The 19,050-nt window shown below is 67.2% G+C and carries 16 protein-coding genes and 1 pseudogene; 9 read left to right on the top strand and 8 right to left on the bottom strand.

The window, feature by feature from the left end; genetic code table 11:
* Positions 1-2,153 precede the first annotated feature (2,153 nt).
* The gene (locus IPK85_00530; protein MBK8245889.1) at positions 2,154-2,510 is read left to right on the top strand and encodes a zf-TFIIB domain-containing protein; all 357 of its coding nucleotides are present in this window, start codon (positions 2,154-2,156) and stop codon (positions 2,508-2,510) included.
* Positions 2,413-2,691, top strand: a complete 279-nt coding sequence (locus tag IPK85_00525) for a hypothetical protein (GenBank protein ID MBK8245888.1) — start codon at positions 2,413-2,415, stop codon at positions 2,689-2,691. Before IPK85_00530 ends, IPK85_00525 begins: the two co-directional genes overlap by 98 nt.
* A 107-nt stretch (positions 2,692-2,798) precedes the next feature.
* Here the strand turns inward: IPK85_00525 and IPK85_00520 are convergent.
* Positions 2,799-3,329: pseudogene (locus IPK85_00520) on the bottom strand (sigma-70 family RNA polymerase sigma factor).
* A gap of 109 nt (positions 3,330-3,438) precedes the next feature.
* Here IPK85_00520 and IPK85_00515 point away from each other — a divergent pair.
* The 3 genes from IPK85_00515 (at position 3,439) to IPK85_00505 (ending at position 6,755) form a co-directional block, all read left to right on the top strand.
* The gene (locus tag IPK85_00515) at positions 3,439-3,768 is read left to right on the top strand and encodes a hypothetical protein (protein ID MBK8245887.1); all 330 of its coding nucleotides are present in this window, start codon (positions 3,439-3,441) and stop codon (positions 3,766-3,768) included.
* Positions 3,769-3,816: 48 nt separating this feature from the next.
* Positions 3,817-4,719, top strand: a complete 903-nt coding sequence (locus IPK85_00510; GenBank protein MBK8245886.1) for a serine/threonine protein kinase — start codon at positions 3,817-3,819, stop codon at positions 4,717-4,719.
* Between the two features lie 74 nt (positions 4,720-4,793).
* Positions 4,794-6,755, top strand: a complete 1,962-nt coding sequence (locus IPK85_00505) for a tetratricopeptide repeat protein (protein MBK8245885.1) — start codon at positions 4,794-4,796, stop codon at positions 6,753-6,755.
* A gap of 1,252 nt (positions 6,756-8,007) precedes the next feature.
* Here IPK85_00505 and IPK85_00500 read toward each other — a convergent pair.
* From IPK85_00500 to katG, 3 genes are all read right to left on the bottom strand, one after another.
* Positions 8,008-8,448: a hypothetical protein gene (locus IPK85_00500; protein ID MBK8245884.1), complete on the bottom strand. Its 441-nt coding sequence runs from the start codon at positions 8,446-8,448 to the stop codon at positions 8,008-8,010.
* A 165-nt stretch (positions 8,449-8,613) separates the two neighbouring features.
* Positions 8,614-9,636 carry a hypothetical protein gene (locus tag IPK85_00495; protein MBK8245883.1) on the bottom strand — a complete coding sequence of 341 codons (1,023 nt, stop codon included), beginning with the start codon at positions 9,634-9,636 and terminating at the stop codon, positions 8,614-8,616.
* Positions 9,637-9,747: 111 nt separating this feature from the next.
* Entirely contained in the window at positions 9,748-11,949 is a 2,202-nt protein-coding gene (katG, locus tag IPK85_00490) for a catalase/peroxidase HPI (GenBank protein ID MBK8245882.1), read from the bottom strand.
* Positions 11,950-12,110: 161 nt separating this feature from the next.
* On the opposite strand from katG, the gene IPK85_00485 reads away from it, so the two are divergent.
* Positions 12,111-12,998, top strand: coding sequence for a LysR family transcriptional regulator (locus IPK85_00485; protein MBK8245881.1), 888 nt, complete (start codon positions 12,111-12,113; stop codon positions 12,996-12,998).
* A 62-nt stretch (positions 12,999-13,060) separates the two neighbouring features.
* Here the strand turns inward: IPK85_00485 and IPK85_00480 are convergent, their stop codons facing one another.
* The 3 genes from IPK85_00480 to IPK85_00470 are packed head-to-tail and all read right to left on the bottom strand — an operon-like array spanning position 13,061 to position 15,830.
* Complete coding sequence (locus tag IPK85_00480; GenBank protein MBK8245880.1) at positions 13,061-14,446, bottom strand: insulinase family protein; 1,386 nt, start codon at positions 14,444-14,446, stop codon at positions 13,061-13,063.
* Positions 14,443-15,042: an insulinase family protein gene (locus tag IPK85_00475; protein ID MBK8245879.1), complete on the bottom strand. Its 600-nt coding sequence runs from the start codon at positions 15,040-15,042 to the stop codon at positions 14,443-14,445. The genes IPK85_00480 and IPK85_00475 overlap by 4 nt, the downstream gene beginning before the upstream one ends.
* Positions 15,039-15,830 (bottom strand): insulinase family protein, encoded by a 792-nt coding sequence (locus IPK85_00470; protein ID MBK8245878.1) that lies wholly within the window; start codon positions 15,828-15,830, stop codon positions 15,039-15,041. The genes IPK85_00475 and IPK85_00470 overlap by 4 nt, the downstream gene beginning before the upstream one ends.
* A 121-nt stretch (positions 15,831-15,951) precedes the next feature.
* Here IPK85_00470 and murB point away from each other — a divergent pair, with 121 nt between their 5' ends.
* Positions 15,952-16,899 (top strand): UDP-N-acetylmuramate dehydrogenase, encoded by a 948-nt coding sequence (gene murB / locus IPK85_00465; GenBank protein MBK8245877.1) that lies wholly within the window; start codon positions 15,952-15,954, stop codon positions 16,897-16,899.
* 122 nt (positions 16,900-17,021) lie between these two features.
* Here the strand turns inward: murB and IPK85_00460 are convergent, their stop codons facing one another.
* Positions 17,022-17,633 carry a hypothetical protein gene (locus IPK85_00460; GenBank protein MBK8245876.1) on the bottom strand — a complete coding sequence of 204 codons (612 nt, stop codon included), beginning with the start codon at positions 17,631-17,633 and terminating at the stop codon, positions 17,022-17,024.
* Between the two features lie 288 nt (positions 17,634-17,921).
* On the opposite strand from IPK85_00460, the gene IPK85_00455 reads away from it, so the two are divergent.
* Together IPK85_00455 and IPK85_00450 are read left to right on the top strand one after the other, a co-directional pair.
* Positions 17,922-18,686 (top strand): response regulator transcription factor, encoded by a 765-nt coding sequence (locus tag IPK85_00455; GenBank protein ID MBK8245875.1) that lies wholly within the window; start codon positions 17,922-17,924, stop codon positions 18,684-18,686.
* A partial coding sequence (locus tag IPK85_00450; protein MBK8245874.1) for a hypothetical protein occupies positions 18,683-19,050 on the top strand: 368 nt, incomplete at its 3' end. The genes IPK85_00455 and IPK85_00450, both read left to right, overlap by 4 nt.

Genomic DNA, 19,050 nt, shown 5'->3' with positions numbered 1-19,050 from the left:
GGACTTCGGGATTGCCGCCGCGATTGGTGATGCCCCGAGGATCGCATCGTCGGCACGCCGGAGTTCATGAGCCCTGAGCAGGTGCTCGGCCACAGGCTGCCTGATGCCCGGAGGACCTGTACGCGTTAGGCGCGACGGCATTCTACGCCTTGTCTGGTCGGCCCCGTTCGAGGGAGACGCCCACCGAGGTGATGGCGCGGCAGGTCAGCGAGACGGCGCTGCAGCCATTGCGTCGACGGGGTTAGCGTGCCACGGAAGCCGGCTTCGCGCCGGTGGATCGTTTACCAAAGGATCCGCCCCATCATCCGGTTGACCGTAAAAAACAGGAAGGCGTCGCACCGCCGCCCATGATAAAAAGTTGGTGAGAGCACACGCCCGCCTTTGGGCAAAGACGTCAGTGCGCCTGAGTGGCAGTAACCGACCAATTCCTGATTGCTTCACCGGTCGTATTTCAAATGCAGCCACAAAGCGTACGACTCCCGGACGCTGGGATCACCCTGTTTACGTCCATTTCATCGGGCGTTTGTTTATCAACCATTGCACATCAGGATCTCGCCCTGGCGTTCTGCATCTGAAATGGAACGCGTCCGCGAAGACGTAAGTGGTCGCGGGTTCTTCGTTCTAACTATCGCCTGAAGATTCTCAGCAGCAGCCAAACGGTCGTCAGTGCTTGGCGGTGCCGCGACGGCCCCGATCGTGCCCTGGTGACTACTGCGTTGAAGGACTTCCTCGGTCCCATGGTTACGGAGTCGCCACCGGCATCCTGGACGGGGCCGGATGGCTCTCGCCGTTCCAGCGCCGTCGCGACCCGGCTACCCACCTTCTGGTCGACGCTGTGGACTGGACCCATCAAGGGCGGCTTGTTTGGCGATCGCGCGTCGCACCTCGGCAGGGTGCAACGTCCGCGAGCGCCGTCACGCACCGCGCCACCGAACCTCGCTGGGCTTTACCGCCGCCGAGTTGTTTGAGGGGCCTCCGCGTGCCACCCGTGCGACGCTGGGAGATGTTCCCGATGTGTTGGTGTCGCTTGCAGCAGGACGCCAGCGTCCTCCGGCAGAAACACGATGAAATCGCCGCCGCCGCGCTTGACGCGGCGGACAGGATGCCACGGACGAGCGGTACTGCAACCCGTACGTTCCACGCGGGATGAGCTCAGCGCGCGGCTCAAGGATGCAGTCAGTGCCATGGAGACCATCTGCCTGCAGCTCCTGCGACCTCCATGCCGGCGCCGTTAGCCCGCACAGTGTGGCGACACACATCGGGCTCGCGCGCGACGTCCGACTAAGTGGCGCGCCTCATCGCGGCGCAGGACGAGGTGGAGCAGTCACTCCGCCGGGCGTCGCCCCATCCCCCCGGGCGCCGCGTGGAACTCGCCGCGACCCCAACCAGCCCCGGTGAGGGACGCGGCAGTCGCCCGCCGTCACGCGGGCGGGTCCCCTCGTGCCTGACGGCGGTCCCCGATCGTTTCAGCGCCAAGGCGCGGTGCCGATAACCGATGGGGGCGATAGGATCTGCTGACGCAACCGAGGGAGAATCCATGTCCGGGCGCAGGTTCGGTGGCATCGCATTGCTCGTGATCGCCGGCTTCATGTTGCTGGGTTTCCTGCGCGTCGGGGCTGGTCTTACTTTCGCCCACGGCGCTGTTCGTCGTCTTGTTGACCGCGGTCCTCCCCGCGGTCGTGGGCTTCAACCTGCTGCGTGGCACGCGCACCTCGCGCGAGCGCATCGACCAGTTGCGGGACCAGACCATCGAGTCCGAGCTGCAACGCCTCGCCCGGCAGCACAACGGTCGCTTGACCGTGAACGACGTGGTCGTCGCGCTCGCCCTGCCCGCGGCGCAGGTGCAGGGAGCGGCTCGACGCGATGGTGCGACGCGAGGCCGCCGATATCGACTTTACCGAGGACGGCGTGATCTACTACACCATCCACGTCGGGCAGCTGCCAGCGACTCCGTCCGACGCGCCGCGACGGCTCACCGATGGCTGATGTGCCGGTGGTGTCAGCGACACCTCGTCGCCCGGTGGAGGCGCGCTTTCCTTGTCCGGTCTGCCTTTGGCGTGTGATGGAGAAGGTACAGCTCAATGGGCGTAGCGGCGGGCTCACGCTCGATCACTGCCTCGCGGTGTGGCGGTGTCCGGTTCGAGCGCGGTGAAGTGCAGCAGCTCACGCGGCACCTCCTCGCCGAGCTGTGGCGGCTCATTCCGCCGCGACGATCTGCGCCAAAGCCACCGTGCCACGGATGTCACACCCCGCTCGACCGCGACGCGCCGCGGTGCGAGGTGTGTGGCCGCAAGAACGAGCTGGCCCGTCCGGTGTGCGACCAGACGCTCGCGCGACGGCAGCATGGACGCCTGACGCTCGACGTGTGCGCGAGCTGCCGTGGCGTGTGGTTTGACCACGCCGAGTTGCGGAGTGTGGTCGCTGTCGGCGGAGCTCAGCGTGCCCCGCGGGAGTGTGGCCGGGGCCGTCGCCGGGGATGTGTTGTTGCACACGCTCTTTTGGGCACCTGATGCGGTGATCTACACCGCTGGTGCCGCGGCGCATGGGTTGGGCAGCCTGACCGGGGCGGCGGCGAACATCGGCCCGGAAGGGGCCGCTGAGGCGGCGATGGGTGCGGTCGATGCGGTGGGTGGCGCGGCCGAGGGGGTATTCGCGACGATCATGGAGATCATTGGCTCGCTGTTCGAGTGAACAGCGAGGGTCGATGCTCAAGTAGGCAGTGAGGGATCGCTGCTCCTCACAACGAGGCGATCGCGTGCGAGTAACGAGCGAGGCCGTCCAGGGGCCGGGCCGGCCGCTCAACGGTCGAGCGCGCCGAGGTCTCCGTCGATCTCCTTGCGCAACCACGCCCGGGCGACCAACCAGTCGCGTTGCACGGTCTTGAGCGACACGCTCAGCGTCGACGCCGTCTCCTCCAGGTCAGCCCCGCAAAGAACCGCAGCTCAACAACGCGCGCCCCTCGCGGGGTTGAGCGCGACGAACCGATCGAGCGCGTCGTCCAGTGCGACCAGTTCATCCGCGGCCCCGTCGGTCATCAGTGACTGGATCTCGTCCAACAGCTCCACCTGCATCCCCGACCCGCGCTTGAGTCGCTTGCGGGCGCGCGCATGGTCAATGAGGATGCGCCGCATCGCCTGCGCGGCCATGTTGAGGAAATGCACGCGGTCGGCTGGGGCGAGCTGGGCGCGCCGCGTGAGTTGGAGGTGCGCCTCATGGACGAGCCCGGTTGGGCCGAGGGTGTGGCCCGTGGCTTCGTGCGCCAGGTGCGCTCTGGCGATTCCCTTCAGCTCGTCATAGATCAGGGGAAGAGCTCGTCGAGCGCCCTGAATCCCCGGCGCGCAGCCGGGACATCGATCGGGAGATGGGGTCGTCGGACATGAAAGGCAGGGGACGGCGGCGCCTGGCAAGAGCTACAGCACACGGGGCGGGGAACGCAAGATGAGTGCAGCCAAGGTCGAACGCTGGGCGCAGGTCGAGTCCATCTTTGTGCGCGCGGTGGAGCTTCGTGCCGAGGAACGCGGAGCCTTTGTGGCCGCGTCTCTGCGGAGGCGACGCGACGCTGCAGCGCGAAGTCTGGACCTCCTCGCCGGCCATGACTCGGCAGGCGGTGACGCCTATCCCGACCGCCTGCTGACACCCTCGGGTCACCTGCCATCCGACGGCCGCATCACGGGCTCGCGCCTTGGCCCCTGGGCAATAGACGAGCTGATTGGGCGCGGAGGGATGGGCGACGTGTACCGCGCCCACCGTGCCGACGCGCGAGTATGAGCAACAGGCGGCCGTGAAGGTAATGCGCGCGGGACGCGACCTGACGCCATGCTGCAGCGCTTCCGTAGCGAGCGACAGATCCTCGCCCGCGTGCAGCACCCCAATATTGCGACGCTGCTCGACGGCGGCCTGACCGACGACGGCACGCCGTGGCTGGCCATGCAGTTCGTCGACGGGATCCCGATCACGCAGTGGGCACGTGAGCACGCCCTGGGGCTCCGCGAGCGACTCGCGCTGTTCCGCACGGTGTGTGAGGCCGTGCATGCCGCCCACGGCCACCTCGTGATTCACCGCGACCTCAAGCCGAGCAACATTCTGGTCACCGCGGACGGTAAGGTGCGGTTGCTCGACTTCGGGATCGCCAAGGTCCTCGATGCGTCGGCGACGTCGCCAGAGACCGGGGACCTGCTGCTCCTCACCCCTGAACATGCGGCCCCGGAGCAGTTTCGCGGCGAAGCGGTGACGACGGCCACGGATGTCTACGCCCTGGGCGTCCTGCTCTACCAGCTTCTTGCAGGGAGCCGGCCGTATCAATTGACGCCAACCACCGCGCTGCCACACGCGGTGTGCGAGGACGATCCCCTACCCGCGAGTATTGCCGCGGCCGACGCATCGCGCCTTCGGGCGGTCGGCCTTGCCACATCGCCAGTGCCACCCGCGGCGATCGCGGGTGACCTCGATGCAATCATCGCGAAGGCCGTGCGCAAGGAACCAGAACGCCGGTACGGGTCGGCGTCGGAACTTGCCGCGGATGTGCGCCGTTACCTGGACGGCTTTCCCGTCGAGGCGCGACCCGGAGACGCTTGCGTGCGTGGCCCGGCGCTTCGTGCGCCGCCATCGGGCCGCGGTCGCAGCAGCAGCCGGTTTGTTCATCGCCCTCGCCTCGCTGGTGGTGGTGTCCGTGCGCGCGGCGCGCGTCAGTCGCGCACAGGCCGCCGCGATTGCCCTTGAGCGTGACGCGGCCCTGCAGGTGTCCGGCTTCATGGAAACCCTGTTTCGTTCACCGAGTCCCTCTGCCGCGGGCGTTGAGCGACGGGACACGTTGCGCGCGCGCGACCTTCATGGTGGAGGGTGCCACCCAGGTCCGCCGCGACCTCGCCGCACAGCCACTCCTCCAGGCACGCCTGCTACATCTCCTTGGCCGAGCCTGGGCCGATCTCGGCGACTATCCCGCCGCGGAACAGTTGTACAACGAGGCGCTGGCGATCCGCCGACGGGTGCTGGCGCCGGGCGCTACCGACATCGCCGCGACCGAACTTTCGTTAGGTACCGTGGCGTGGCAAGCGGGACGCGCGGCGACCGCGGAGAGCACCCTCCGCCGTGTGCTCCCGCTGCTCGCGCGAGATACCGCAGGCCGCAAGGATCGTGTGCGGGCGCTCACCACGCTGGCGAACAGCGTCCGCACGCAGGGCCGTCTGGCAGAGGCCGAACCCATCTACCGCGAGGCGCTAGCGCTGGCGCGCGAAGTGCACCCCGACGACGATGTGGAGGTTGCAGATCGCCTGTCGGACCTCGGCTCGCTGTTGGGTAACCTCGCGCGGTTCGCCGAGGGCGAGTCCCTGCTGGTCGCGGCGATCGAGATGGCGCGGGCCGATCTCGGATCACAGCACCCTCGGGTGGCCGGTCCCATGAACAACCTGGCCACGCAGTTGATGGTCCAGCGCAAGTTTGCGCCTGCGGAGACCTTGCTGCGTGAGATCACGGCTATCGTGGAGGCGGCACTCCCGGACCCGCATCCCCTGCTCGCGGTCACGTTGAGCAACCTGGGTGCCAACCTGTACGAGCAGCAACGGCCGGCGGAGGCCGAGCCGATCCAGCAACGTGCGCTCGCCATGCGTCGCGCGACCCTTGACCCGTCGCATCCGAGCATCGGCATCACGCAGCTGAATATTGCGTCCACCGTGGAAGCCCTCGGCCGCCCTGGAGAGGCGCTGCGCATGAAGCGCGACGCCGTGGCGTTCTTCCGCCGCACGGTCGGCCCCGGACACCCGCTGGTGGGCGACGCCCTGAACGCGACCGCGGCCACGCTGATCAACATGAAGCGCTATCGCGAGGCGCTCGTGGAGTACGCGGCTGCCGTGCAGGTGCGGACGGCGGCATTGGGGCCCAACCATCCGTCGACGGCGGCGTCATACGGTGGGATGGCGCGTAGCTACGCCGAGTTGGGCAAACGCCCGGAGGCGGTGACACACTACGAGAAGGCGCTCGCCGCCCTGGCAGCAACCCATCGCGCGCACCGATCATGTGGAACGGGACGATCGACCGGCTCGCCGCGGTGTATCGCGCGCTCGGGAAGGGGGAGACGGCCACTGCGTGGAAGCCAAACGACTGCCTGCGCCCCAGCGCGCCCCCGTGGACGCGCCGCGTCCATAGCCACCACGGGGACTCGCCCCGGGGACGGGCCTAGGGCGAGTCGGCCGAGATGCGGGCGGCACTCAGGGGACGGTAAACATCCACGCCGCCGAGTTGTTCGTGCTCACGTGGTCATAGTCACTGCCGCTCACCTGTGCCGTGTTGGTCCAGCTGCCCGACGTCGACGCCCTGAACACGACAACGAACTCCAGGCTCGCCCCGCTGGCCAGGGCTCCCACCGTGCAGGTCAACGTACTGGCGGAGGTCGTACAGGTGACCCCCGCGCCAGCGGATTGGTAGGTCACGCCGACCAGCGAAGGAATGGAGAGGCTGGATCCAGTCGAGGTGCCGGGACCGTTGTTGGTGATGCGATAGCGTGCCTCGGCAACCTGGCTCAGGTTGACCACCGACGGCGCGGAGACCAGGGTCAGCGCGAGGTCGACCGGCGGGTCATTGTCATTGACGTAGGCCGGCACCCTCCGTGTATAGCCCTGATAGGCGGGATCCGCGCTGGCGAGCGTCTGGGACAGCGAGTCGAGCACCTGGCCATCCGCGCGTGCATCATCTACCGCGCTGACCGTGACCGGGACGGGCAGTCCCCAGGTCGCCACGTTGAACGTCACCTGGCTTGGTGACATGGTGAACTCGCCGAAGACCGACGCGAAGGTGGCGTGGACCGGGGCGGTCGGGCCCGTTCCGCCCAGGCAGACGTGGCCGGCGATCGGCGGTGCTCCCTCAATGAGCGCACCACTGCTCCGCGCGGAGACGAGCGCGCTGGGGTCGTGCCCAACGGCGAGGATCGTGTCCCCCGCCGGCCATGCCCGCCAACCGACCCCAGGATACTGGCTGCCCCCGGGACTGAAGGCTCCGGAGGACAGGGCGGCCGGCCGCACGATTGCCGGAAACACCTCGCCACATCGACCGTTGTACGTCGCGGGCACCAATGAACCGGCTGCACTCAAGGCACCTGCAACAACAAGTTGGTCAAAATCGGAGGCCGCGAAGTAGCTCAGGCTCACGGTACTCTGCGAGTCCAGGGCGAGCGATCCCACCTGGAGAACCTTCTGGAGGACACCTCCAGGAGCGACGGTTCCCCCGACTACCTGCACGTCACCTACTGTTCCTTCGCCCTCCAGGCGCGCACCGGCCCCGATGGTCATCGGGCCGAGTTGCGCACTCGCCGATGAGCCCACATACGTCCCGGTTCGCAGGTCGAGGTGGCCACTCGTGACGTTCAGCGTATCGTAGTTCGAGAGAAGGGCGCCAGAGTAGACGACGCTGTCGGTGACCGTGATCGATCCGTAGGCGCGGAGGCTGCCGATCACCCGCAGCGGCAGTGGAGCCGTCGTGCCCAGGGTGTCCCCCAGAAGCAAGGCACCACTCACCCGGATTCCTCGAGCGTTCCCCCGGTTCCTCGGCCAGCTCGACGCGTCCGCCCGGGTCCGCCCAGGTTCGCAGGCTCGTCCCGTACTCAACGTCACCTGTGACGCGAACAATACGGGCGCCAGAGGCAACGTCGATCGCCCCGTCGTTGAGAATTGAGTTGAGGTGGAGATCGGACTCGCTCACCAACACCGCGGCACGCCCCGTGTCTGCCGGCACTCGTGATGGCAGGGGCCGCACCGCGCCACTCGACGACGGGATGCCGTCCTCCCTGAGGTCGCACGTGAAGATGCGCGGACGGATCCGTCTTCGCGATGTCACCAGCCAGGACAGCGCGGTTGGCAGAAATCCACTCCGCCAACCCCACGAGGCGCACCGTTCCATCCGTCTCGAGTGAGTCGAACACCAACTTTGCACTGCGCACGAGCTGCTGCATGACCATGGTGCCGTGGTTCTCCACAAAACCGGCGTGCACGCGCTCGGCAATCGTGAGGCTATCGCGATTCACGAGATGATCGAACTCGAACACAGTCCCCAGCGGTTGCGGAACCTGTGCCACCAGGTGCAACGCCCCTCCGGATGGCACTTCAGTACGCCCGCCGACGCGTAGGCCGGAGTGGTTGGCCACCGCCAGGTGAGCTGCGTGGAAGGACCGAGGTCGAGGTCGCTGAGGGTGTGTACTCCACCATCCACGTTGACGATGTACGTCCCGGGTCGATCAATGCAGACCTGGCCAGATGAGGGAACACCGCTCGGGGACCACTTGGTGGTGTCTGTCCAGTTGCCGCTGACGGGTTGGCGCCAACGCCACTGACACGGGGTGATACTCGGACCCATGCTCCCCTGGACCGCCCGGTCTGGACGTTCGGGGTCCTTCGGTGGCTGGGTTGGCTCGCGGCAGGCCGCGAGGGAGGCGAGGGCGATGAGTACGAGGAGCGAGCGCATCGGCGCGTGGGTGAGACGACCTCGTCCATGAGACGGGGTCGCGCAGGTTCACCCGGGTAGCGTCGCCCGCCGCCGGAACTGGACATGGCACGCGCAGCCGCAAGTCAGGCACCGCAGCGGCCGCCGTCCTTCCCCCGGTCGACCGTGCGGGCCCGTCAGCTCAGCTTAACAACCAGGATCCCACAAGGTGGGGACGTACACGCCCCCGACCACGGAGATGCCAACGACGAAGCCGCAGTTGTTCACCGCCACCGCCTGCGCGCTCGCGGTGCCCGGTTGGGCCGTGGGATGTGGCAGGTAAGTGATGGTGCCCGCCCGATCGCCGATCCACGGCAGAAAGACGCCGGCGGGAGTCAAGACGGTGCCGACCGCGATGCCCCACCCGTTGACGTCATAAGCAGCGCTCCACGGGCCGACAAAGGCACCCTGCAGCTGCGGACTGCCGAAGACGGCCTGCTGGCTCCCGCCGGCAACGGACTGCGTGCCCACCACACCCAGGCCGCCGTCGATCCCCGTCAGGGAACTGAAGCCCGTGATTCGGGTGATGGAGTAGCCGGACGCCGAGGGCCGCCACACCACGGGGCCCCACCCGTCTATGCTGCCGATGATGATGTTGTCGTTGTTGATGTCCTCGGCGTACGAGTTGACCGCGCCCTTGGGAATGGGCAGCCGGTCAAACGCACCGGTCTTGAGGTTCCAGACAAACGCTCGTGTGACGCCAGCCGCCGGGCGATAGGAGCCCACGGCCATCAGCAAGTCGTTGAGTCCGTAAGTCCATCCATCCACCGGGTACACGGTGGGTCGAGTGGCCGACGCCAGCCAGACGGTCGGTGAGGGGACGGAGTTCACGTCGCTCACGAACCCGCCGATGTCGCCGAAGGCGTTGATCGCACGGCTCTGTGCGGCGTACCAACCACGCCGTGGCAACACTCGTGTGTTCGCCGAACGCACGTCGTACAGGTACGCGTCGAGCCCGTCCCAGCCAGCGACCTGAAGCTTGTCGTTGACGTCGGAGAGATAGCCCCCCAGCCCCGCCGGGACGATCGCGCGGTACGCCTTGGGCGGGGGCACCACGTTCAGGGCCGGCGTCCCCATGGCCGCGGGCGCGAGGGGGCGGTCGGTCGAGCAGGCGCCGAGGGTGGCGAGGGCGCCGAGTCGCAGGAAGACAGAACGAAAGAAGGGAGACATGCACGGGGATGGAGGGCCGCTCCATCAACGTGCATGTCTCCCCGATTTTCTCACTCTCGCGCCATCCGGGCTTCGTGAAACACCACCGGCGTCACGGGTGGCCGCGACCGATCAGGCCAGGTCGAACCGATCCAGGTGCATCACCTTCGTCCATGCCGCCACGAACGCCTTCACGAAGGCCTCTTTCGCGTCGGCCGACGCATACACCTCGGCCAGCGCGCGCAGCTGCGAATTGGAGCCAAAGATCAGATCTACGCGGGTGCCCGTCCACTTCACGTCGCCCGTCGCGCGATCCTTGCCCTCGAACAGGTCCCCGGCCGCGGACGCCGGTGACCAGGTGGTGCCCATGTCCAGCAGGTTCACGAAGAAGTCGTTCGTGAGCACCTCGGGCCTGGTGGTGAAGGCCCCGTGCCGGGACTGACCATGGTTGGCGTTGAGGACGCGCAGCCCGCCCACCAATACCGTCATCTCCGGTGCGGTCAGCGTCAGGAGCTGCGCCTTGTCCAGCAGGAGCTCCTCGGCCACGACGCTGTAGGCCTTCTTCTGGTAGTTCCGGAAGCCATCCGCCATCGGCTCCATCACCTCGAAGGACTCAACGTCCGTCTGGGCCTGGGTCGCGTCCATGCGGCCCGGCGTGAACGGCACCTCGATGTTCACTCCACCGGCCTTCGCCGCCGCCTCGATCGCCGCACAGCCACCCAGCACGATGAGATCGGAGAGGGAGATGCGCTTGCCACTCCCCTGCGATGCGTTGAACGCCTCCAGCACTCTGGTGAGGACCTCGAGCGCGCGCGCGAGCTTTGCCGGCTGGTTGACCTCCCAGCCCTTCTGCGGCGCGAGCGCAATGCGGGCGCCGTTGGCGCCACCGCGCTTGTCCGACCCACGGAACGTTGAGGCCGAAGCCCACGCCGTCGCCACGAGCTGCGAGATGGGGAGGCCACTCGCGAGGATCTTCGCCTTGAGGTCGGCGATGTCCTGTGCGTCGACCAGCGGGTGGTTCACCGCAGGAATCGGGTCCTGCCAGATCAACACTTCGGCCGGGACGAGCTTGCCGAGGTAGCGGGCGCGAGGGCCCATGTCGCGATGCGTGAGCTTGAACCAGGCGCGCGAGAACGCGTCGGCCAGTTGGTCCGGGTTGGCGTGGAAACGGCGCGAGATCTTCTCGTATGCCGGGTCCATGCGCATCGCCATGTCGGCGGTGGACATCGCGGGGAGGACCTTGCGTCCCGGCACGTGCGCGTCCGGAACCGTTGCGGCCTTCACCTTGTCGGTCGGCTCCCAGATCCACGCGCCGGCCGGGCTCTTGACGAGCTCCCACTCCCACCCGAACAACGTGTCGAAGTAGCCATTGTCCCACTTCGTCGGGTTAGGGGTCCACGCGCCCTCGAGTCCGGACGTCGTGGTGTGCTGCCCCTTCCCGGTCCCCAGGCGGTTCTTCCAGCCGAACCCCTGCTCCTCGATCGGCGCGCCTTCCGGCTCCGGGCCGACGAGCGCGGGGTCGCCCGCGCCGTGCATCTTGCCGAAGGTGTGGCCGCCGGCCACCAGCGCCACTGTTTCCTCATCGTTCATCGCCATCCGCTTGAACGTCTCGCGGATGTCCCGCGCCGAGGCGAGCGGATCCGGCTTGCCGTTCGGTCCCTCGGGGTTCACGTAAATGAGCCCCATCTGCACCGCGGCCAGCGGGTTCTCCAGCTCGCGGTCTCCCGCGTAACGCGCATCTCCGAGCCACGCCGTCTCTGCACCCCAATAGACGTCCTGCTCCGGTTCCCATACGTCGGCGCGACCACCGCCGAAGCCGAAGGTCTTCAGTCCCATCGAGTCGATGGCCACGTTCCCCGCGAGGATCATCAGGTCGGCCCACGAAAGCTTGCGGCCATACTTCGCCTTGATCGGCCACAGGAGGCGACGCGCCTTGTCGAGGTTGCCGTTGTCCGGCCAGGAGTTGAGCGGGGCAAACCGTTGTGTGCCGGAGCCCGCGCCACCGCGTCCGTCCGCGGTGCGATAGGTCCCCGCGCTGTGCCAGGCCATGCGGATGAACAGGCCACCGTAATGGCCGAAGTCCGCCGGCCACCACTCCTGCGAATCGGTCATCAAGGCGTGCAGGTCCTTCACGACGGCGTCGAGGTCCAGGCTCTTGAACTCGGCCGCGTAGTCGAAGTCCGCGCCGTGGGGATCGCCGGCCGGAGGGTTCTGGTGGAGGATGCCCAACTTGAGCTGGTTGGGCCACCAATCACGGTTGGAGCGGCCACTTCCTGCTGTGTGGGCGCCGTGGTTGACCGGGCATTTGCCGGTCCCTTCGGTGGGGTGCGACATAAGGCGTTCTCGAGGCGTTGGGGGTGGGCGGACAGCGCGCGAATCGGCCGGAGGGGCCCCGAGAGCGTCCGACTCGCATAGCAATCTCATCCTACGGCGCTGAGTCATAGCCAACAACGGGTGCGTGGCTATACCAGCCATAGCCAGTTACTATGGATCGCATGGACAGCACCCTGTTCCGGGCGTTCCTGAAGACGGTGGACGAGGGGTCGCTCAGCCGCGCGGCCCGGGCGCTGGGGATCTCGCAGCCCTCGCTGACCCTCCAGATCCAGCGTCTCGAGCGGCACTTTGGCGCGCCCCTCTTTCGGAGGCATGGCCGCGGGGTCGCCCCCACGGACGCCGGGACGGCACTCATTCCCCGGGCTCGCCGGATCCTGGAGGAGTTCAGGGAGGCGGAGGACGCCGTTCGCCAGCACGACGAGGCGCCCGCGGTGTTGCGGGTCGGGGTGATCCCGACCGTGGCGCCCTACCTGGTGCCCGATGCGCTACGCCGCCTGCGGGACAAGCATCCGGCCCAGCGGGTGTCGATCCACGAGTCGCACAGCGCAGCGCTGATGCGAATGCTGGCCGACGGCGAGCTGGATGTGGCGATTGCGGCGCAGCCGTATCCCTTTGACCCCTCCCTCGTGGTGGACGCGTTAGGCGCCGATCCGCTCGTGGTCGCCGTCCCGACCCACCATCCGGCCGCGCGCGCCGGAACCATCACCCTCGCGGAACTGCGCGATGCGCCGGCGATTACCCTCGACGCCGTGCATTGCCTGAGTGACCAGGTCGCGGAGTTCTGCAACCGGCAGGGCATTCAGCTGGATGTGGTATGCCGGGGAGCGCAGCTGGCGACGGTGCTGGAACTCGTGGCCGCGGGGGTTGGCGTGTCCATTGTGCCAGCGATGGCCGCCGCGCGGCATCGGGGGAGCGCCTGTGTGTTTGTGCCGGTGACGGAGCGGGCGCTGACGCGCGAGATCGTCGCCGTATGGCTCGCGCGTGGGGCGCGACCTTCGGCGGCCGGCTCCCTGGTGGAGTCCCTGCGCACGGTGGTCCGCGGCTGGTAGTACGCCCTGTGGTTCGTCGGTCCGCGCAACACCCGTGCGTGTTGCCGTCTGCCGTCTATTCCCTACCAGCGCTCCATGCTCGCCTTCGGCAGCTTGGACACATCCCCGATGTAGGCCCACTGCACGTCCTTGATCCACCGCTGCGCCACGCGCTGGATGTCGGCCGGGGTAATCGAGCGCAGCATCGCTTCCAGGTGCCCGGCCGCCTGGAGATCTCCCTCGAACAGGAAAGACTTGGCGAGGAAGTCCGCCTGTGCGCCGAGGGTCTCGTTCTCCAGAAAGAACTGCGTGATGAACTGCTGGATCAGCTTGTTGAGCGCCTCGGGGTTGACGGTGCTCGTGCGTACGGCCGCGAGTTGCTGTCGCATCACGTCGATGGTGACCTGCGGCGAGACCGTGCTCACGTACACCCCGCCCCCGCTCACCGCACGATCGATGTAGGGCGCGTCGACCGCATAGGTCAGGTTGCGCCGCGACCGTACCTCGCCAAAGAACTGGCCCGAGAGGATCGCCGTGGCGATGCGGAGGGCGTACGCGTCCTTCGTGCTGGCGTGCGGGCCGGCGTACCGCCCGAGGATGAAGTTGGTCGGGAGGTCCCGCTGCAGGCCGTACGCGGCGGCGCGACGTCGCGGGAGCGTATCGGGGAGCGACCAGGTGTACGTGCCGGCCGGCAACTTCCCCAGCGTCGAGCTCACCAGGCGCGTGATCTTGTCGCGGGTCACGTTGCCCACCACCACCACCAGCATCCGTGACTTCACGACCTGCTGGGTGTGATACGCCTTGAGACCCGCCTGGGTGATGCTTGCGACGCTGGTTGCGGTGCCCGACGGAGGCACCGCATACGGATGACCGTCGTACGCGAGCGAGTCGGCCAGGAACTCGGCGAGGGCATCCGGCGAGTCTTGTCGCTGCTTGACCGCGAGCAGGAACTGCTGGCGCACGACCTCCAGTTCCCCCGGGTCGAACGTGGGTTCCACCACGCGGCTCGCCATCACGGCCCAGGTGGAGTCAAAGGTCGCTCGCGTCGCGCGTACCCCGATCGACGACCAATCGGTCTCTGCATCGATCGAGATCCCTGTGCCGAGCCGCGTCATGAGGCGGCGCAGCCGCTCGCGGGAGTAGGTGCGCGTGCCGTTCTCGCTCGCGGCGAGCATCAGCAGCTCAATCCCCGCGTTCTCCCAGGTGACCTGCCGGACGCCGCCGAGCAGGTAGAGGTTGGCGACGACCATGTCGCCGCCTGCCGGGCGATGGATGACGCGGATGCCACCCACGTCAAACGTCGACGTGGAGTCGGCTGCGGCCTGGGCGCGCAACGCCGCTGGTTGCAGCAGGCCGAGGAACAGGAATACCGCTGTGAGAACGCCCGAACAGGTCGGCCATCTGCCATCTGCCGTCTGCCGTCTGCCGTCACCCATCCGCCGTCTGCCGTCTGCCGTCTGGAAACTCATTGGATCACCCGTGGCAGCAGGTCGGCCTTGGTCAATCCGAGCGCCTTGCGTGACTCGGGGTCGATCAGGACCCCCGTGATGCGTGGCTTCCCGATGATGTACTTCTTCGCGTAGGCTTGCAGGTCCTGCAGCGTCTGTTTGGCCATGTTGTCGATGTAGCCCATGTAGTACTCGAGGTCCGCGACCGACCACCAGAAGCCCAGGGTGTGAGCGAAGTCGCTCGCACGCTCCATCCCGAACGCCGTGGACACGGCGCGCTCCGCCTTGGCCGCCTCCAGCTGGTCGGCCGTGATGTAGCCGGGATCGCCGAGCTGCATGATCTCCTTGTCCAGCGCGGCCAGCGCGGCCTTGAGCTTCTCCGGCGTGGTCTGCCCCTGGATGGAGATCGGGCCGACCTGGTCGAGCGTGTAGTAATTGAACCCCACGGACTGGAAGAGCCCGGTGTCCGTGAGGCGGCGCTGGAAGGTGGAGAGCGACTGGTTGATCACGTCCGAGAAGACATCAGCGGCAAAGGTCGCCTGGGGATCCTTGCGCACACTCGGACCTTGCCACGTGACCCAGACCGTGACCGCGTTCACCGGTTGCTCGGTGATCACCACCTCGTTCCCCTTGAGTGCCGGGATCGGGGGATCGGGTCCGTCTTGAACGGGTCAGGGCCGGGCTTCCAATCACCAAACGCCGCTTCGGCCAGCCGGAAGATCTCCGCCGGCTTCACGTCCCCCGTGACGATCAGCACCGTGTTGTTGGGGATGTAATACTTCTTCTGGATTTCAAAGAGTTTTGCGGGTTCGACCGTGCGCAGGATCTCACGATCCCCGATCACGTTCTTGCGGGAGTATTGGCCGGGATACAGCGCCATGTTGAGGTCGCGCTGGAAGGCCCAGTGTGGATTGGATTCCTGGCGATCGTATTCGCCGAGGACGACCTCGCGTTCACGCTCGAGCTCCTCCTTGAGGAACATGGGGGTGCGCATCGCGGCGGCCATGAGCTTGATCGCCCCCTCGACCGAGTCCTTCCGGAGCGTCATGTAATAGTTGACGCGTTCCTCCTGTGTGGTCGCATTGAACACCGCCCCAAGGTCCGAGGCCCGCGACACGAACTCGTCAGGGTTGGGGGCCGCGTCGTTCGCCTTGAAGAACATGTGCTCATACAGGTGGGCGAGGCCCTCGTAGCCCTTGCCCTGGGTGAAGGACCCGTTGCGCACATTGAGCTCCACCGTCGCAAGTGGCACCCCATGATTCTCGAGCACGACAATCTCCATCCCGTTGGGGAGGAGCTTCTTCGAGAGGATCTTTTCCAACTCGGCGCGCTGGGCGGTGGCCAGCGCGGGGACCAGCAGCAGCGTGAGGAGGGCCGGGGTGACGCGGCGGAGCAAGCGAGCCAATGGAATTCCTGTGTTGATGTGCTGGTGAGACCGCGACCTGGTGACCGGCTCCCCGCCGCGAACGCCGGGGGACGGCCATCTGACGCTACCGACTTCGGGTCCTCCACCTGATCTTTCCCTGATGCCAAGCCCGCTCGATCGTTTTACGACTGCGGCCCGGTCCTTTCTGGACCTGGACCGCCTGCGCACCGGCGTGCCGCTGGCTCCATACACCACGTTCCGCATCGGCGGTCCGGCGGACCTTCTATACGATGCCACCTCGACCGATGACCTGGCAAACGCGGTCATTTTGGCGCGGGAACTGGGCGTACCCCATTTCGTCCTCGGGTTGGGGGCGAACATCCTGGTCGGCGACAAGGGCTTTCGCGGGCTCGTCATCCGGAATGTGGCCCGGCACTGGCGGCAGGTCGACCCGACGCACCTGTGGGCCGAGAGCGGGACGACCATCAAGGAGCTGATCTTCGCCGCGATCGGGGCGGAGCTCAGCGGGCTGGAACACTACATCGGTATCCCGTCCACGGTCGGCGGCGCCGTCTGGCAGAACCTGCATTTCCTGTCCCCGGCACCGGAACGCGCGCGGACGATGTTCATCGCCGAGGTGGTAGAGTCATGCGAGGTGCTGACTGAATCCGGCGAGCGGAAGATCGTGGGGCCGGAGTATCTCGCGTTTGGGTACGACGACTCGGTCTTTCACCACGCGAAGGACATCGCGCTCGCGGTGACGTTCGCGCTGCAGCCTGGTGATCCCGCGGCCATGCATCGGATCCTGCAGGAAAACCTCAGCTGGCGTGGTGCCCGGCACCCCTGGCTGGAGATTCATCCGAGCGCGGGGTCGATCTTCAAGAAGATCGAGGGCGTTGGCGCAGGACGATTGGTCGATCAGTGCGGGCTCAAGGGGCACCGCATCGGCGACGCGCAGATCTCACACATGCATGCCAACATCATGGTCAACCTGGGGGCAGCGACCGCGGCCGACGTGCGTGCGTTGATCGCGCATGCGCAGGCCGCGGTGCAGCAGCAGCATGGGGTTCAGCTGGAGCCGGAGATCGGGTTCATCGGCGAGTTCTGAGTCGGCGCGACCACAGCTCATCACACGCGGAGTGCTTGGGTACTCCGGCCGTCAGCGCTAGCTGCAGAATGCCGCGAGCTGCGGACCCTGGACGAGGTCGGGATTTCACTCGCAGGGCAGGGTCACCGCACGCTGAACCCAATGATCAACCCATCGGCACCGCGGGATCCCCCTCCGCCGATGTACGAACCTCGCAACTCCGCAAAGGCGTGCACACGTCGCCACTCGGCCTTGACCCCAATGCCAGCCGCGCGGGCCTGACCCCATCCGGCGTCGTCCGATGGTTGTTGAAATGCCCCGAGGACACACGTTCCCGATGGACAGCGCCCCGGGCGGAACTCGGAACTCCCATGGAAGATCCCGAACCCGTAGTACACGTACGGCCGGACGCGCTTTCCGACGCGCCGCTCGTAGACCCAGTTCACCATCGCCCCATACGATGTCCCGCTGTACTGCGTCGATGTGATGCAGTGGTCGCACGTCACGCCAAGCGGTGATGAGCCCAGCTCCGTATCACGCGCCAGTTCGAAGCGCAGGCTGTGGCGTGGGGCAACACGTCGTTGTAGCACCAGGGCGGTGTACCGCTCGGTGCCGCGTCGGTAGTCATCGGCGGGATTGCTGCCACCGCCGAGGATCCCCCACGTGACTGCGGATGGTACCGGCGCTTGCGCGTGGGCGAGCGTCGCGGTGCCAAGAATGGAGAGGAGAATGAGCGGACGGTGTACCGCGGCCATGGTGCCTCCGGAAAGGTTGCCATGGTAGACACGCACGAGTCACCGCGGCGTCTTGCCGTGGTGATGGTTCGCGCTGGAGCCCGATGAGTGGCAGGGTCACAGGATGAGCGGCGAACACCTGATCCGGCGGACGCCCGGCGGCCCGCGCACGGCCCGAGCACGGCCCGGAAACACCCGGTGCCACCCGAACCGCGGACACGCGCCCTGTCACTCTCCTCTTCCGACCACCCCCGGGAGCGACGACACTTCGGGATCACCCTGGCATCGCCTGCCACCCCATTCCGATCCGTGTCCACCACCTCCGTCCTCATCGTCGACGACGAAGCCCTCGGGCGTGATTGCATCCGCTTCGCGCTGGACCCCGCGCCAGGGTACCAGGTGGTGGGCGAAAGCACCTGCGGCGAGGATGCCATCCGCGACATTCGACGGTTGGAGCCCGATATCGTCGTGCTGGATATCCAGATGCCCGGGCTCTCCGGCCTTGACGTCATCCGCGAGATCGGGCCGGCGCAGATGCCGCCGACCGTGTTTGTTACGGCCCACGACCAGTTCGCATTGCAGGCCTTTGAGGTCGAGGCGGTGGACTACGTCCTCAAGCCGTTCGACGACGCCCGCCTCCTGCGGGCACTCGAGCGCGCACGGACCAGCGCCGCCGGGCACGGGGGTCGGCTCGAGGCACTGCTGGCCGCGTTAGGCAATGCCACCGCCGGAACGTCGGCCGCGCGGTACACCCGTCGCATCCTCGTGCGCGCCGGCGAGCGCTACCAGTTCGTCCCCGTGCAGGAGATCGACTGGATCGAAGCCGCCGGCAACTCCCTGCGCCTGCACGGCCCCGGACGGATGCATGAGATCCGCATGACCCTTCAGTCCCTGATGGCCTCGCTCGATCCCTCGGCCTTCGTACGCATTCATCGGTCGACGGCGGTACGCCTTGCCGCCATCAAGGAGATCCAGCCCTGGTTCAGCGGGGACTACCTCGTCATTCTCCACGATGGCAAGCAACTGCGCCTGAGCCGCAGCTTTCGGGAACAGGTCCTGAAGGTCTTTCATTGAGCACCGCCGCCGGTACCACACGGCGCTTGTTGTTCAATCGCTGGACCGCCGTTGGCGTGACCTGCTTTCTGGCGCTGGATGTCGCGCGCGAGGTGTTGGTGTCGACGGTGAGGCCCCCGGCGGCATCCTGGGGCGTCCTGTTGTATCACAACGTCGCCTGGTGGATGCCATGGCTGATGATCGTCCCCGCCATCGGGGCGGCCTCGCGACGGTGGAGCGTGCTCGGGCCGCAACGCCCACGCGCGGTCGCGGCGCATGTCGTCCTCGCGCTGCTCGCGACCGTCGTCCACGTGGTGTCCGTCGCGCTGCTCATGTCCCTCGCACCGCTGGTGCCGGGGCGCTGGCCGGGGGTGCTCCCGGTCGC

It is taken from the genome of Gemmatimonadota bacterium, from assembly GCA_016712265.1.
In the GTDB taxonomy this organism is placed as follows: Bacteria; Gemmatimonadota; Gemmatimonadetes; order Gemmatimonadales; family Gemmatimonadaceae; genus RBC101.
This window is presented reverse-complemented; position numbering and strand designations above follow the sequence as displayed.